Origin of the sequence: Corynebacterium capitovis DSM 44611, from assembly GCF_030440535.1 — a bacterium.
GTDB classification, from domain to species: Bacteria; Actinomycetota; Actinomycetes; order Mycobacteriales; family Mycobacteriaceae; genus Corynebacterium; species Corynebacterium capitovis.
Genome location: NZ_CP047117.1, coordinates 508,830 through 524,054, shown reverse-complemented (window position 1 = coordinate 524,054; position 15,225 = coordinate 508,830). Strand labels below are relative to the sequence as shown.

Genomic DNA, 15,225 nt, shown 5'->3' with positions numbered 1-15,225 from the left:
CCACACCACACCACAAAACACAGCAGTGCAGCACAAAAGGCCAGCCACAAAAAACACACCACGCGAATCAATCACGCACCATGCCACCAACCACACACACCACCACCACAACCAAGCAGCAGCAGCACATGCACGCCGGCACACACCCCACCACACCACCACAACCAAGCAGCAGCACAGCAAGACACACACAGCACACAACCAACCCACAAACAAAAGTACATTGGCACACTATCGAGTTCTCAAACACCACACGCACACCCCACCACACAACCTCTCGGCTGCAGTAAGAGCGGCAAAGGAGAAACTTACCTCGTTGCGTTCGCACCGTCAAATCAGGGCGTTTGCTATTCGGTTTGTCTTCCGTCTCCGTTTCACTCTCTCAAGCGCCCCGGCGACGGGTTGTTACTTTAGACAGATCCCTAAACGACTTACAAATTCGCAAGTCACGACGTTTTTTGGGCGCATGCGCTCACGTCAGTGGTAGCAGGCGACACGACCGTGCGGACCCTCGATGACCGTCACTTCGGTATCGAATATTTCTGTCAACGTGTCATCCCTGATGATGTCTTCGGGCCGGCCGAAGGCCACAATGTTCCCGTCTTTGGCTGCGCAGATGTAGTCCGCGTACCGCGCTGCGAAGTTGATGTCGTGCAAGACGACGATGATGGTTCTGCCGAGTACATGGGCGGCGTCGTAAAGATGCTTCATCATCTCGACGGAGTGGGAAATGTCGAGGTTGTTCAGTGGTTCGTCGAGAAGGACGTAGTCCGTTTCCTGGCACAGCACCATCGCTACGTAAGCGCGTTGGCGCTGCCCGCCAGAAAGTTCGTCGAGGAAACGGTTTTCCAGGGTGCTCAACCCAAGGAAGTTGATGTACTTCGACACGACTTCTTCATCTTGGGCGGTCAGCCTGCCTTGACTGTGCGGGAAGCGCCCGAAGCCGACGAGCTGGCGCACCGTCAGGCGCGTGACGAAGTGATTCTCTTGGCGCAGAATGGACACGATCTTTGCAAGGTCACGCGACTTCGAATGGGCGACGTCCATCTGGCCGATCTCGATCGTTCCCGCATCTACGTCGAGAAGGCGGCCCATCATGGTCAATAGCGTTGATTTGCCCGCCCCGTTCGGGCCGATAAGAGCGGTCATCCCTCCCTTGGGGATTTCAAGTGTTACGGGCCCAATAGCCACGTCCTCACCATAGGACTTGCATACCGCGTCGAGCTTGATCACAGGCGCCCCTTTCGAAGAACGACAACCAGGAATGTAATCCCGCCTACCAGCTCAATGATGATGGAGACGACTCCGTGGGCATAGAAAACGTGGCTCATCACAAAGTAGGCGCCCGCTAGTACCGCAAAACACAGAACAAATGCAAGGGGGAAAAGGTAGCGGTGATCGTAGGTTCCCGCGATCTGATACGTCAGAGTGGCCACGAGGAAACCGAGGAAGGTCATGGGCCCCACCAGCGCGGTTGAGACCGCCATGAGAACAGCGACGAGCACTAAGACATAGACGGAATGCGCCTTATGAGACACCCCAAGGTTGACCGCGACCGGTCTGCCAAGCGCAAGGACGTTAAGACGTCGCGAATTTAGGAACATGAGCGCCGTCGCCACGACGACGAGCGGGATTGCCACTGGGTAGTACTCAGCGTCCGCATTACTGACCGAACCGAAGAGGCGGGCAGTCAGCACATCAAACTCGCTGGGAGTGAGCATGCGCTGCATGAAGGTCGACACCGAGCCCAGCCCGCCGCCAATCACAATGCCGACTAGGAGCATGGCGTGCAAGTTTTGGGAGCTGCTGGAAAGCAGCCATGAGTAGAGCACGAGCGATGTCCCCACCATGACGGCCAGCTGAAACGCGTACATCCCCAGCGTGTGGCTGCTGTTTAGCCCCCCCGCCCCGAAGAAAAAGACCGTGGACGTGTGAATAGCGACGTAGAGCGCCTCAAACCCCATTATCGACGGGGTGAGAATGCGGTTATTCGTCACCGTTTGAAAGGCAACCGTAGCCACCGATTGGCATGCGGCCACGATCGCGATGGCAATGACGGCGTTGAGTCGCCGGCGGGTGATCAACCAGTATCCCCTAGTGCCAAACTCAACGGGGTTGTTGTAGGCGATTAACCCCGCCACGCATGCCAGACCCACGACGAGGAGCACGGCCAGCGCAACCCAGTAGCGACGCCGCGAAACGGCGGACTGGAAGGCCCCGACACGCGGCCGGGTGGGTGGTGATCCTCTAAGCACGACGCGTTTGCCTCACTATGAGTGCCACGAAAACTACCGCGCCGACGACACCAAGAATGACTGACACCGGCATCTCGAAAGGCGCAATGATGACCCGTCCAAGCAGGTCGCATGCAACAGTGACGCCGACTCCAAGGACGCAAACCCACGGGAGGTTAGTCCGCAAGTTATCCCCCCTCACCATGCTCACCAGGTTGGGCACGATGAGCCCGAGAAAGGGCAGGTTTCCGACGACAACCGTCACGATGCCCGAGGAGACAGCCACAAGGCCCGTCCCCACGAGAACGACGCGGTTGTAGTTCAAGCCCACACTCGTCGCGACGTCCTCACCCAGACCGGCCACGGTGAGCCGATCCGCGTAAAAGAACACCGCAGCGACAACCAGCAAGACAAACCACAGAACTTCATACTGGCCGACGATAACGCTAGTGAAAGAACCAGCAAACCAAATCCCCAGTGACTGCAGCATGTCCGTCTTGAGCGCGAAAAAGGTAGACACGGCGCTGACGACGGCCCCGAGCATGATGCCCACGATGGGGACGACGAGTGACGAGCGTAACGCGACACGGCGGAGGAACAGAAAGAAGATCATCGTGCCCGCGAATGCGAACCCGATGGCTGTGACCATCCGCGCGAGAATAGACGCCTGGGGGAACACTACTAAGGAAAAGAGCAGTCCAAGCCCCGCCCACTCCGTTGTGCCCGTCGTTGTCGGCTCCACAAATCGGTTCTGGGTGAGCATCTGCATGATGAGCCCGCTCATCGCGGTTGCCGCCCCGGCCAGCACGAGCGCGATCGTGCGGGGAATGCGGGTTGTGTGGAACATGCGCCAGCCGTCGGGGTCGCTCCAGATGTCAAACTGTCCTACCAACAGCGAGGCAGCCAGCAGGAGCGCAACTGAGACGCCACCGCCTACTAACCCCCACGCCGACGCTCGGGTCATTTACTTGGCGGCCTCAAAGGCGTCGGCAAGCTGGTTGAGGATCTCGGTATAGGTGATGATTGACTCGTTGGTGTAGGTGTCGGACGGGGCGACGTAGAGGTGCTTCTGCTGCACCGCGGTGACGTTTTGCAGTGGCGCCGAATCATTGATCACCGTCATCGCCGCCGGCGAGCCTTCGTCGGTCTTCGTGCCTGCATCCCGGTCCAAAATCAACATCCAATCGGGATTCGCCGCGGCGATGGCCTCGACGGAGATGTCGTCACCCTGGTGGTCGCTCGTCGCCCCCTCCACCTGGAGTGCCGGGGTGAGGTTGAGCATGTCGAAGATCGGTCCCCAGACTCGGCCAATGTGGGGGGCAACGTACCCGATCTTCCCGCCGGATACGTTGACGGCCATGACCTTCTGGTCACTGTTGTAGGCAGCCTTAGCGCGCTCCTGGGCGGCCATGAAATCGTCGACAAGCTTCTTGGCCTCGTCTTCTTTATCGAAGATGGTGCCGAGGGCTTCGACCTGGCGCACGAGCTCGGAGGCGAAGTCCTGCCCATCGCGGGGCTCGAAATCAACCACCGTGGCGTCGGGCACGAGAGCCGCGATGTCACTGTCGTAGCGCTGGAAGCGCTGGCCAGAGACGACGACGTCGGGATCTGCGGCCACAATCGCCTCGAGGTTGGGCTCGGAGTGGGTTCCGATGTCGACGATGTCATCGTTGTCACCGATGCCGGGGATCGTGACAGGGACGAGCTGCCGCGCGGCTGCGACGGGGGTAATTCCCCACCTTTCGAGGATCTCGAACGAGCGATTGTCCAGAGCAACTACGCGCTGCGGCGGGCTCGGAACTTCCTTCGTCCCGGTGTTGTCCTCCACCGTTACGGCACTGGGAGCAGCTGCGGAAGACGAGGCGCTGGTGGACCTGGCGGACGAAGTGGCGGTGTCGCCAGCGGAGCAGGCTCCGACGCTAAGGGTCGCGACCGCAGCGAGAGCTACGAGGGATGTCCGGGCGGCACGGTTGACCAAGGGGATCTCTCCTTCAAGTATTTTTAGGCTTGCCTAAACTAAAATAGCAAAGACATGAGGCGCGTGCCAAAACACCCAAATGACCTCGAATAGAGAAACCCCCGCCGATGTGGCGGGGGTTTCGCGGTGGAGATGCCGGGGATCGAACCCGGGTCCTCCATTACCGCGCCAGGGCTTCTCCGTGCGCAGTTCGCGCGTCGCCTTTGCTCGACCCTCCGGAACAGGCGAACGTGTCCGGATGGCGGGCCCAGTCAGCGTTGAAGTCCTACCCGGGTCCGCCGACGAGCCCGGATAGCAAGTCCCCTAAGTCGATGCCAGGTACCGGGGCGGGAACAAACCCGGCCTGACAGACACGCGGTCGCTAGCTCTTAGGCAGCGAGGGCGTAGTCACGCTGAGAGGTCTTCTCTGCGCTTATTGGTTGCTGCGACGCTCACGGTGGTCTCCAGCCTGCACCGGCACGCTTCCCCTGGCTTGATCAATGGAGTCGAAACCAAAATCATCCCCATTGCACTACGGCGGGACATGCACTAACCGTAGGAGAGACTAGCTTAGCTCCCTACGGGGCGATACGCAAGAACTCGACGGTGGCTTCTGCGTCCACTGCCAAACGCGCAGCCTTCGCGACGGCCGAGGCAGGCATCTTCGCCCGCTCGTCGCCAGCAGTCATGTCGGTGTCGGTGCGGCCGGGATGCAAGGAGGTCACTCGGATCCTCCCCTTCTCCTCGAGGCGGAGGGCCTCGCTAAACCCGCGCAGCGCGAACTTGGACGCGCAGTAGGCCGTACCGCCCTCGAAGCCGTGGAAACCGGCGCCAGAGTTGATGGTGATGAGGATGCCGCGGGAGCGTCGTAAAGCGGGCAAAAGAGCTCGGGTGAGCTCGATGCCGGCGAAGACATTAACCTCGAAAGCCTCGCGCCACTGTGCGTCGCTGATCTCCGCGAACTCCCCCTTCGGGAAAAGACCCGCGGCGTGGATAAGGACGTCTAGCCCGGAGATTTCGGCAGCCTTGGACCCGATGGCGGAGGGGTCGCGCAGGTCGACTTCGAAGGGTTCCGCCGAGGGGAGCGCGTCAACGATCTCACTAGCGTCCGAGCTCGCACCGGCCAAAATGTGGTGATCCCGGCCAAGCTCCTCGGCGATAGCACGGCCGATCCCGCGGGAGGCCCCGGTGATAAGAGCTGTTTTCACGCTTTAATCCCCTTGAATTTCCGGCCCAGGTCACGTGCGATCTCGCGGTCTTCAGTGCGTCGCTTGATTGCCTGGCGCTTGTCGTAATCTTGCCTGCCCTGCACGAGGCCGAGCTCAACCTTGACCTTTCCCTCTTTCAGATAGAGCGAGAGAGGAACCAACGTACGGTTGCCGTCCTTAACCTTGCCCTCCAGCGAGTCGATTTCACGCCGGTGGAGCAGGAGTTTCCGGGTGCGGCGCGGACTGTGGTTCGTCCACGAGCCGCGGGAATACTCGGGAATGTGCAGGTTGCGCAGCCACACCTCGCCGTTGTCGATCGTGGCGAAGGCTTCAACGAGGCTGGCATGGCCCTCTCTCAACGACTTGATCTCGGTGCCGACGAGCGCCACGCCGGCCTCGTAGGTGTCCAGCACGGTGTAGTCGTGCCGCGCCTTTCGGTTGCTGGCGATGACGGAACCGCTGACACCCTTTTTCTTCTTTTTGGCCATAACTCTGACCAGTCTAGCGCCGCACGTAACTGCGTAGCGCCACTTGAGCGGCGACGCCGCCGAGGACCACGGCAGCAAGCGCGACGAGGGGCATCACCGACCACACGGTCGAATCGGGTAGGCGCACGATGAGCTGGGAGGCGTAAAGATCGTGCAGCATCGGGTCGACGACGAAGCGTTTAGCCGCCCACGCGCCGAACGTCGCAACGATCCCGCCGATAAGAACCGAGATCACCGCCTCAAGGACAAACGGCGCTTGGGTAAACCAGCGGGAGGCGCCGACCATGCGCATAATGCCGATGTGCTCGCGCCGGTTGAACGCCGCGAGCTGGACCATGTTGGCTATAAGGAACACGGCGGCGAGCGCCTGAGCCCCGGCGACAAGGAACGCGACGTTGCGGAAGGTATCCATCGTGTTCGCCGCGCCACGCACCGTGTCCGCTTGGTCGGTCACCGTTCCGACGTGCTCCATGGAGCGGATATCGTCGATCGGCGAGGCATCGGTGGGGTCCACCAGACGAACGTGAAGGGCCGCGGGCAAGGCGTCCGGGCTGGTCTCGCGGACGAGCTCGGGCTCTGTGTCCTGGAAGAGCTCAACGAAGCGCTGGTAGGACTGCTCCCGGGAGCGGAACGTTACCTGCTCCACCCGGTCGTCGTTTTGGAGCGTATCGCGCACGCTCTTGCAGGCCGCGCTCGAGCAGTCGCTATCCGTCGCCGAGATTTCCTCGTCGAACTCGACCATCACCTCGACGCGGTCGAGGTAGAGGTCCTTCGTTTCCGCCGTCGCCTGAGAGATCATAATCCCGGCACCGACCAAGACGAGCGAGAGCGCGGTGGTGATGATCAGTGCGATCGTCATCGTGATGTTTCGACCTAGGCCGCGCAACCCCTCGCGGAAGATAAATCCCCAGTTCATCGCTAGCGGCCCTCCGTTCCGTACACGCCGTGCGCATCGTCGCGCACGAGCTTGCCCAAGTGCAACTCCATCACGCGTTGCCGCATGTCGTTGACGGCACGCGCGTTGTGGGTCGACATGACCACCGTCGATCCCAGGCGGTTGATGCGGGCCAGAAGGCCCATGATCTCGTCGGCTGTGGCGGGGTCGAGGTTGCCGGTGGGCTCGTCGGCAAGGACGAGCGGCGGCCTATCGACGAACGCGCGCGCGATGGCCACGCGCTGCTGCTCGCCGCCGGACAGCTCGTTGGGCATGCGCCGCGCCTTCGAATCGAGGCCGACAAGCTCAAGCGCTTCCGGCACGAGTTTGGCGATCTTCGACTTCGACTTGCCCGTCACCTCCAGCGCGAAGGCGACGTTGTCGTAGACGTTGAGCTTGGGAAGCAACCGGAAGTCCTGGAAGACGTACCCGATGGACTGGCGCAGCTTGTTGATGTCCTTGCCTTTTAGGGCGTTGACGCGGAAATCGTTGAACTGGATGTCACCCGACGTGACGTTTTCCTCACGAATCATCAACTGCAGGAAGGTCGACTTGCCGGAACCCGACGGCCCGATGAGGAAGACGAACTCGCCGTCGCCGATCTCGAAGGAGACGTCATCGAGTGCGGGACGCGTTGACGTCGGGTAGATCTTGGTGACGTTGGAAAAGGTGATCACCCGTCACACCCTACCTGGCTAGCTGTGGGCCATTCGCCACCGAATGCCAGACTCGAGAAAGCCGTCAATGTCACCGTCGAGAACCTTCTGGGGGTCGCCCACCTCGTAATTCGTGCGCAGATCCTTGACCATCTGATATGGGTGCAGCACGTAGGAGCGCATCTGGTTTCCCCACGAGGCGTTCCCACCCGCGCCGAGCGCGTCGAGCTCGGCTTTTTCTTCCCGACGCTTCACCTCCAGCAACTTGGATTGAAGCACGGCCAACGCTGACGCCTTGTTCTGGATTTGGGATTTCTCGTTCTGGCAGGTCACAACGATCCCCGTGGGCAGGTGCGTGATGCGCACCGCGGAATCCGTCGTGTTGACAGACTGTCCACCCGGACCAGAGGAACGGTAGACGTCGACGCGGATATCGGAATCGGGAATGTCGATGTGGTCGGTTTGCTCCACGACGGGCAGCACCTCAACCTCGGCGAACGACGTCTGTCGCCGGCCCTGGTTGTCAAAGGGCGAGATGCGCACTAACCGGTGCGCACCCTGCTCCACGGAAAGCTGGCCGTACATGTACTCGCCGTGCACGACGAAGGTCGCGGACTTAATGCCGGCCTCCTCGGCGTAGGAAACGTCGTAGACGTCCACCTTGTGGCCGTTCTTTTCCGCCCAGCGCACGTACATGCGCATGAGCATCTCGGCCCAGTCGGCGGCGTCTACTCCCCCGGCGCCGGAGCGGATGTTCACCACGGCCTCGCGGTCGTCATACTCCCCCGAGAGCATGGTCTGCACCTCGAGGGAACCGACCGCCGCCTCGAGCGCGTCGAGCTCCTCGGCCGCCAGCGAAGGGTCGCCCTCTTCCTCCGCCAGCTCGAACATCACGGGCAGGTCGTCCACCCGCCCCCTCAGGGACGTCACGCGGCGGATTTTCGCCTGGACCCCAGAGAGTTCCGTGGTCACGCGCTGCGCGTGCGCGGGGTCGTCCCACAGGGAGGGGTCGCCAGCCATCTGCTCGAGCTCGCGGGCCCGGGACTCGAGCGCGTCGACGTCCATCACCTTTTCAATGGTGGTGAGCGTGGAATCGAGGTCGTTGATACGCACTTGGGTGTCCGGCTGCATGGGCGATGATTCTACCGAGACATCGCCGACGATTATACCTCGCCCGGCGCGCGCAAGGTCCTCATCCCACCGTATGCTGGGCACCATGACCGAGCTGCAGCACTTCGTCGAAGCCCACCAGAGAAGCGATGACGCGGAGCTAGCCGCCGCCCTCGTCCGCCATGCTGGAGCATTAGCCCTACAGATGCGGACTACTGGACTAGACACCGACATCAAGACCTCCATCTCCGATGTCGTGACCGACGCGGACCGGACAGCGGAGGCGTTCGTCGCGAGCGCCCTCGCTATCCTTCGTCCCGACGACGGGCTCCTCGGTGAGGAAGGGGCCTCGCGCGAGTCACGCAGCGGACGCACGTGGGTTGTCGACCCCGTCGACGGCACCTACAACTTCTCCCGCGGGTTGGATTACTTTTGTTCTGCCCTCGCGTACGTCGAAGGTGAGGCCGTCTTAATTGGTGCGGTCAACCGCCCATCCACAGACACGACGTGGCTTGCTCACCGTGGCGTGCTCACCCGCGACGGCCAGCCAGTCCCTCCGCTCGCCGATGCTCCCCTGTCCGAAGTAGCGCTGGCTACTTACCTCCACCCCACGTCGATAAGGCGCGAGCACGTCCGCGCCGCCTGGCAGGAGGTGGCGCAGGACGCGGCGACCGTACGCATGCTCGGCGCGGGTTCGCTCGATCTTGCGGCGGTGGCCACCGGTGAGCTGGGCGGGTGGCTGCAGCACTCCGTCGCGGACTGGGATTGGTTCCCCGGCAAAGCCCTCGTCGAGGCGGCGGGCGGCGAGGCCATCAAGGTCGACGCGGGCGGCCGGACGTGGTGCGTAGCGGGCAACCGCCTGTTCGTTGCTGACGTCACAGCTAGGCTTGGAAAGCATGTCTCACTACGCTGACGACCTAGCTCTAGCACTCGAACTGGCAGAAACAGCAGACGCGATGACGCTCGATCGCTTCGAGGCAGCGGATCTTTCCGTTCAGTCCAAACCTGATATGACCCCGGTGTCTGACGCTGATCTCGCCGTCGAAAAGGCCCTTCGAGCGCGCCTTGACGAGGCCCGCCCCTCCGACGCCGTGCTGGGGGAAGAATTTGGGGGCGACGTGCAGTTAGAAGGCCGCCAGTGGGTCATCGACCCCATTGATGGAACGAAAAACTTCGTTCGCGGCGTGCCCGTCTGGGCCACGCTCATCGCGCTACTTGTCGACGGCACCCCTGTCGCCGGGGTCGTATCCGCACCTGCGCTGGCCCGTCGCTGGTACGCCTCCGCGGAGGCGGGCGCGTGGCGCACCTTCAACGGCGGGGCACTGAAACGGTTGAAGGTATCCGAAGTCGCGGATCTCTCCGATGCGTCCGTGTCCATGTCGTCCCTCGAGGGATGGACGAAGCGAGGTCTGCGCGACACCTTCCTCGAGTTGACGGACAAGGCGTGGCGCCTGAGGGGTTACGGCGACTTTCTCTCGTACTGCCTTGTCGCTGAAGGAGCCGTGGATATCGCCGCGGAGCCCGAAGTTTCGCTGTGGGACCTCGCCCCGCTGTCGCTGTTGGTGACGGAGGCGGGCGGGACGTTTACGTCGTTAAGCGGGGAAGCCGGGCCTCACGGCGGGGACGCCGTGGCGTCGAATGGCCTGCTGCACGACGTCGCGCTGCGAGAAATTACGGGAGCCTAAACCCGCTGCCCACTCCCCCGGCGGCGTTGAGCGAGGCGGTCACGGCATCGAAGCGGATAGCGCGGGTGGGGCCATGGGCCGCGCCCTGCAACGGGGTGTAGCAGGCGACGTTGACGTCAGCGGGCAGCGCGCTGCCAGCGATGATGCCCACTAACCGGTCGCCTGAGGTGAGGGGCGCACCCGAGTCGCCGGGCATGGCGCACACGTGGCTGACGTTGTCCAAGCCCCAGTCGTAGAGGGTAATACCGCAGGTTGTGCCGGAGGCCACGCCCGTTTTGCACACGACCGTGCCCGCGGACTGGGGCTGTGCTCCGAGTTCGTTGATGGTCAGGCCGTTATAGCTGCGGGTCACCTCGGCGTTGGGGCCGAGCTCGATGACGGCATAGTCGAGGCCCGCGCCGGATGCCACGACCGTGCCCGACTGGCCGATCTGGGGCGAGTCCGCCGAAACGACAGCCGTGCCCGGGGCGCCGCAGTGGCCAGCCGTGATGGCGAGCATGCGGCCGGCAGCGTCGTACCCGGCTACCGCGACGGTGCAGATGTTATTGCCCCCGTAGATGGGGGTGCCGGGGCCGAAGAGGGAGTGCCCCCGCGCCTGCGCTGCGGCGGATTCTGCTGGCGCGGCGGGCGCGTCGTGGAAGGACCCTGGAACGCGGTGCAGCACGTGGTCGACGAACGGTTTGCCAGCTAGGACCTTCGACGAGAGGTCCGACTGCCACACGTAGTTCGGGTCGGACGCGTCGTGGGCGTGGGCCGGGGCTCCGGCCAGCAGAGCGGCTGCGGTGGTAAGCGCCAGGAGCGTGGCGCGCGTGCGACGGAGCATGGCAATCCTTCAGCGTCGGGGTAGGTGGGACTACCTCGGAAACAAACGTCAGGCGTTAACTTTGCCAAACTTCCGTCACTTTGGTAACCCCGGGCATGCCGCCGCTACCCCCGGATACACTGGTCGCGTGACTCGCAAACAACCCCGACTCATCGTGCCCGACCTCGCCCGCGGCCTTGCGCTACTCGGGATCGCCGCGGCCAACTCCGCCCAAGCGTGGATGTGCAACTCGTGGGACGCCGAACGTGAGCCCGGGTGGACCCTCGGCGGGGTCCGCCCCGATAGCACCGTCGACCAGGTGCTCGCTGTCTTCGCAGCGATGTTCGTCCACGTGCGTGGCCTTCCCATGTTCTCTACACTGCTGGGCTTTGGAATCGGCCTCATCGCCGCGAGCCTCGTCCGCAAGGGCTACCCCCGTGGCGCGGCCCGGCGCGTGATCGCCCGCCGCTACTTCTTCCTCGCGGTCTTCGGCTTGGTCCATATGTTCCTTCTCTTCCACGGGGACATCATGGCTATCTACGGTGTGGTCGGCTTGATAATCTCGCTGCTCTTTGCCCTGTCCACCAAGGTCCTGCGCATCATTGCCTACGTCGTGATGGTTGGTTACGCCGCCTTCACGACCCTCGGCGCCGTGATGTCCTACGCGGTGAGCGCTGATTTCTTCGAAGCACCCGTCCTCACCCCCGACATGACGAGCCTGGGAACCTATTACCGGGTGAATACGGAAGAGGCGCTCTCCATGCTGGGCGCGCTCCCCTACGCGGCCGTTCAGCTGGGATCACTCGCTCTGCTCGGTTTCATCTGGGCGCGCGAGGGCTACCTCGCCGACGTGTCAGCTCACCGTCGCACCCTCATTACGTGGACCGTCATCGCGGCAGTCGTCGCCCTCGCAGTGGGTTTGCCTTGGGGCCTCGCCGCGACGGGGGTACTCAACCCCGACCTGGAATCGCCCTTGTACCTTCTCAACCAGGCGTTCGGCCCGTTCACCGGACCCGGCATCTTGGCCGCCACTGCGCTTGCCACGAGCGGGATCCAGCGGCGGATGTACGAACAGTACGCTGCCGGTGAGGATCCGACACCGCCGTCGTGGGTCTACCCCTTCGTCGCACTGGGCAAGCGCTCGATGTCTGGCTACCTCGCCCAATCGATTCTCTTCGTTGCACTCGTGATGCCGTTTACTCTGGGGATCGGCCAGGGGGCGTCGATAGGCGGAAAGATGGCCGTTGCGATCCTCGTGTGGGCCATCTCTCTCGCGTTGGCCACCGTGCTCGAGGCGCGCGGGATCCAAGGGCCGTTCGAGTGGCTGCACCGGCACCTGTCCTATGGCAAGACGGGCCAGCTCGAGCCCTTTCACACTCGTACAATCGGCGCCATGGCTGACAGCGACCCGATCAAGGACAGAGAACTCTACGAAAAGCTCCGCGAGGAGGGCAATTCCACATCGAAGTCGGCGGCGATCGCCAATGCAGCGGCGAAGACGTCGCGCTCGGACGTCGGTAAGAAGGGAGGCAAGGCGGGCTCCTACGAGGACTGGACGAAGGAGGAGCTCTACGACCGCGCCCAGGAACTCGACATCGAGGGCCGCTCCACGATGAGCAAGGAGGAACTGATCAAGGCCCTCCGGCATGGCTAGACCCCCACTTGACCTGCGCTGTTACTTCGTCACCGGGTCCGGCCCAGACGTCGTCGAGCGCGCACGAGCCGCGGCTCTCGGCGGAGCCGGCATCATCCAGGTGCGCAGCAAGCCCATCACCGCGCGCGACCTCTACACCCTCTCCCGTAACGTCGCCCGCGCGGTCCACGAGGTCAGGCCTTCGACGCAGGTGCTTGTCGACGACCGCGTCGATGTCGCGCTCGCCCTGCGCGAGGAGGGCGTCGCTGGTGTCCATGTAGGCCAAGACGACCTCGATGTCCGCGTCGCCCGAGACCTCCTCGGCCCGCACGCCATTATCGGTTTAACGACGGGCACCCGCGAACTAGTCGCCGCCGCGAACGGTGTAGCTGAAAGCATCGATTACATCGGCGCGGGACCATTTCGCGCGACCCCTACCAAGGAATCCGGACGCCCGCTGCTGGGTCTGAGCGGGTACCCGCCACTCGCGGAGCTCTCCCACGTTCCCGTCGTGGCCATTGGTGGCATCACCGCCGACGACGCATGTGATCTGGCACAGACCGGGGTAGCTGGTGTCGCCATCGTGCGCGGGGTCATGAACGCTTCTGATCCCCGCGCCTACGTGGAAAAGGTGATAACCGAGTTTGAACGGGGTTGCGCATGATCGAGTTCAAAACCCTCGCCGACCTGAGTGGCCTAGAGGCCTACCACCTCTTTCGCCTGCGCGTCGACGTGTTTGTGGCGGAGCAACAGTGCCCCTACAACGAACTTGACGACATCGATGTCGGCCCCGACACCCACCACGTCCTCGCGTGGGGTCCGTCTGGCGAGCTCCGGGGGTGCGCCCGCGTTTTTCCCGGCGCCGACGGCCCGCACCTCGGACGCTTCGTTGTGGCTCACAGCGCCCGCGGCACCGGTCTCGGCCGCGAGATCCTCACCCGGGCGATTGCGTACGCGCAGCGGTGGGACGGAGACCTTCTCATCGACGCTCAAGCCGGGCTGGTCAGCTACTACAACGCCTTCGGGTTCGTCGAAGAAGGCGAGGAATTTCTCGATACCGGCATACCCCACCGCAGAATGCGGTTACGGCGGGGTGGGGTCTGAGGGCCTTGGCGGGTGCGCAAGGCGCCGCTCTGCCGACACCGGGACCCACGCGTTGCGGTTGATGGAAGGCCCGGCACCCCCATATGCGGCCAACCCGTTCCTCGTTCGGGCCTAGACTGTGAGCATCATGGAAACGTTGCACGTAGCCGTCGTCGGTGCCGGTATCGTGGGCTTCGCCACTGCCTTAACGCTGGCCGACCGAGGCCATGCAGTCACCGTTTATGACCCAGCCCCATTATCGGGCGCGTCTCACCACGCTGGTGGCATGCTCGCACCTACGGCCGAGGTGGTGTACAAACAGGAGCCACTTTTCCCGCTGATGACGCACGCCGCACGGTGGTACCCCGAACTCATTGAGTTGACCGCGCGGTACTCGCAGTGCCCCACTGGTTACCGCACGGAGGGGACGCTCATCGTTGCGCGCGACCGCGCCGACCGTACGCACCTAGAGGAGCTACGCACCTACCAGCACGAACACGGACTCGAGACGGAAACGCTCACAACTCGCCAGGCTCGGGCCCTCGAACCCGCGTTATCTCCCGCGCTGGTGGGGGTGGTCAGCATCCCCGGCGACCATCAGGTGCAGCCGCGCCTTTTTACGCGCGCGCTTGCCGACGCCTGCCGCGCCGCCCAGGTCGAGTTCCACTCCGCGGCGGTAACGGACGTGTCGAGCATTGACGCCGATCAGGTAATTGTTTGCGCGGGTCTCGGTGCCGCGGAGATTGGCGGGTGGTGTGACGGCGACAACCCGCTGCAGCTGCGCCCCGTCTATGGCGACGTCGTGCAACTGCGGGTCCCCGCCAACCTCGCGCCGCTGTTGACGCGGGTGGTGCGCGGTTTCGTGGAAGACCGCCCGGTATATCTCATTCCCCGCCAGGATGGCACTGTCACGGTCGGTGCGACGAGCCGAGAGGATGGCCGCCCGGTTCCCGTGGCGGGAGGGGTACACCAGCTACTGCGTGACGCCATCGAGATCGTCCCCGGTATCGAGGACTGCGATTTCATCGAAGCTACTGCCGGCGCTCGCCCCGGTACACCCGATGACCTGCCTTATCTGGGTCGGGTGAGCGACCGTGTGGTCATTTCCACCGGGTATTTCCGCCACGGCATTCTGCTCGCCTCGCTGGCAGCGCGGTGCGGGGTGGAGCTGGTTGAGGGGCGGGCTCCCTCCGTAGACTTGGGCGCATGCGACCCGCTGCGACACAGGAGGAGCCGATGAAGATCACGCTGAACGACGAGGTGCGGGAGGTGCGGGCGGGAAGCGTCGAGAAGCTTCTTGCCGAGCTCGACATCGCTGACACGGGGACCGCCGTGGCGGTCGACGGTGAGGTCGTGCCCCGGTCCGAGTGGGCAACAACGAACGTCGCCGCCGGTGCCCGGGTGGATATCCTCAGCGCTGTCCAGGGGGGTTAGG

The 15,225-nt window shown here is 63.3% G+C and carries 17 protein-coding genes, 1 other RNA gene and 1 pseudogene; 8 read left to right on the top strand and 11 right to left on the bottom strand.

What is annotated here, in order from left to right:
- Window positions 1-477: 477 nt before the first annotated feature.
- The 10 genes from CAPI_RS02580 to prfB form a co-directional block, all read right to left on the bottom strand.
- The gene (locus CAPI_RS02580) at window positions 478-1,233 is read right to left on the bottom strand and encodes an iron ABC transporter ATP-binding protein (protein ID WP_018017719.1); all 756 of its coding nucleotides are present in this window, start codon (window positions 1,231-1,233) and stop codon (window positions 478-480) included.
- Window positions 1,230-2,255: an iron chelate uptake ABC transporter family permease subunit gene (locus CAPI_RS02575; protein WP_026157149.1), complete on the bottom strand. Its 1,026-nt coding sequence runs from the start codon at window positions 2,253-2,255 to the stop codon at window positions 1,230-1,232. Before CAPI_RS02575 ends, CAPI_RS02580 begins: the two co-directional genes overlap by 4 nt.
- Window positions 2,248-3,198 (bottom strand): ABC transporter permease, encoded by a 951-nt coding sequence (locus tag CAPI_RS02570; protein WP_018017717.1) that lies wholly within the window; start codon window positions 3,196-3,198, stop codon window positions 2,248-2,250. Before CAPI_RS02570 ends, CAPI_RS02575 begins: the two co-directional genes overlap by 8 nt.
- Entirely contained in the window at window positions 3,199-4,212 is a 1,014-nt protein-coding gene (locus CAPI_RS02565) for a siderophore ABC transporter substrate-binding protein (protein ID WP_018017716.1), read from the bottom strand. It abuts the gene before it with no gap.
- Window positions 4,213-4,336: 124 nt separating this feature from the next.
- Window positions 4,337-4,717, bottom strand: a transfer-messenger RNA (tmRNA) gene (gene ssrA, locus CAPI_RS02560).
- 52 nt (window positions 4,718-4,769) lie between these two features.
- Window positions 4,770-5,399: an SDR family oxidoreductase gene (locus tag CAPI_RS02555; protein WP_018017715.1), complete on the bottom strand. Its 630-nt coding sequence runs from the start codon at window positions 5,397-5,399 to the stop codon at window positions 4,770-4,772.
- A complete protein-coding gene (gene smpB / locus CAPI_RS02550; RefSeq protein ID WP_018017714.1) occupies window positions 5,396-5,887 on the bottom strand; it encodes an SsrA-binding protein SmpB in 492 nt (163 codons plus the stop codon). The genes CAPI_RS02555 and smpB overlap by 4 nt, the downstream gene beginning before the upstream one ends.
- Before the next feature lie 13 nt (window positions 5,888-5,900).
- Window positions 5,901-6,803, bottom strand: coding sequence for a permease-like cell division protein FtsX (gene ftsX, locus CAPI_RS02545; RefSeq protein WP_018017713.1), 903 nt, complete (start codon window positions 6,801-6,803; stop codon window positions 5,901-5,903).
- A 2-nt stretch (window positions 6,804-6,805) separates the two neighbouring features.
- The gene (ftsE, locus tag CAPI_RS02540; RefSeq protein ID WP_018017712.1) at window positions 6,806-7,498 is read right to left on the bottom strand and encodes a cell division ATP-binding protein FtsE; all 693 of its coding nucleotides are present in this window, start codon (window positions 7,496-7,498) and stop codon (window positions 6,806-6,808) included.
- Between the two features lie 18 nt (window positions 7,499-7,516).
- The gene (gene prfB, locus CAPI_RS02535; protein ID WP_018017711.1) at window positions 7,517-8,608 is read right to left on the bottom strand and encodes a peptide chain release factor 2; all 1,092 of its coding nucleotides are present in this window, start codon (window positions 8,606-8,608) and stop codon (window positions 7,517-7,519) included.
- Between the two features lie 85 nt (window positions 8,609-8,693).
- Between prfB and CAPI_RS02530 the strand changes: the two genes are divergently transcribed.
- Window positions 8,694-9,500 (top strand): inositol monophosphatase family protein, encoded by an 807-nt coding sequence (locus tag CAPI_RS02530; RefSeq protein ID WP_342662605.1) that lies wholly within the window; start codon window positions 8,694-8,696, stop codon window positions 9,498-9,500.
- The gene (hisN, locus tag CAPI_RS02525) at window positions 9,484-10,272 is read left to right on the top strand and encodes a histidinol-phosphatase (RefSeq protein ID WP_018017709.1); all 789 of its coding nucleotides are present in this window, start codon (window positions 9,484-9,486) and stop codon (window positions 10,270-10,272) included. Before CAPI_RS02530 ends, hisN begins: the two co-directional genes overlap by 17 nt.
- On the opposite strand, the gene CAPI_RS02520 is transcribed toward hisN, so the two are convergent.
- On the bottom strand, window positions 10,259-11,095 hold the full coding sequence (locus tag CAPI_RS02520) for a S1 family peptidase (protein WP_018017708.1): 837 nt from the start codon (window positions 11,093-11,095) through the stop codon (window positions 10,259-10,261). The two genes, hisN and CAPI_RS02520, sit on opposite strands and share 14 nt — an antisense overlap.
- On the opposite strand from CAPI_RS02520, the pseudogene CAPI_RS09620 reads away from it, so the two are divergent.
- The 6 genes and pseudogenes from CAPI_RS09620 to thiS form a co-directional block, all read left to right on the top strand.
- Window positions 11,094-12,365 (top strand): annotated as a pseudogene (locus tag CAPI_RS09620) (DUF418 domain-containing protein); the annotation flags it as partial. The gene CAPI_RS02520 and the pseudogene CAPI_RS09620 overlap by 2 nt on opposite strands.
- A gap of 102 nt (window positions 12,366-12,467) precedes the next feature.
- Window positions 12,468-12,728: a DUF7218 family protein gene (locus CAPI_RS02510; protein WP_040356797.1), complete on the top strand. Its 261-nt coding sequence runs from the start codon at window positions 12,468-12,470 to the stop codon at window positions 12,726-12,728.
- Window positions 12,721-13,371 (top strand): thiamine phosphate synthase, encoded by a 651-nt coding sequence (locus tag CAPI_RS02505; protein WP_018017706.1) that lies wholly within the window; start codon window positions 12,721-12,723, stop codon window positions 13,369-13,371. Before CAPI_RS02510 ends, CAPI_RS02505 begins: the two co-directional genes overlap by 8 nt.
- Window positions 13,368-13,811 (top strand): GNAT family N-acetyltransferase, encoded by a 444-nt coding sequence (locus CAPI_RS02500; protein ID WP_018017705.1) that lies wholly within the window; start codon window positions 13,368-13,370, stop codon window positions 13,809-13,811. The genes CAPI_RS02505 and CAPI_RS02500 overlap by 4 nt, the downstream gene beginning before the upstream one ends.
- Window positions 13,812-13,938: 127 nt before the next feature.
- Window positions 13,939-15,030: a glycine oxidase ThiO gene (thiO, locus tag CAPI_RS02495; protein ID WP_018017704.1), complete on the top strand. Its 1,092-nt coding sequence runs from the start codon at window positions 13,939-13,941 to the stop codon at window positions 15,028-15,030.
- On the top strand, window positions 14,997-15,224 hold the full coding sequence (gene thiS, locus CAPI_RS02490; RefSeq protein ID WP_245531635.1) for a sulfur carrier protein ThiS: 228 nt from the start codon (window positions 14,997-14,999) through the stop codon (window positions 15,222-15,224). The genes thiO and thiS overlap by 34 nt, the downstream gene beginning before the upstream one ends.
- Window position 15,225 lies beyond the last annotated feature (1 nt).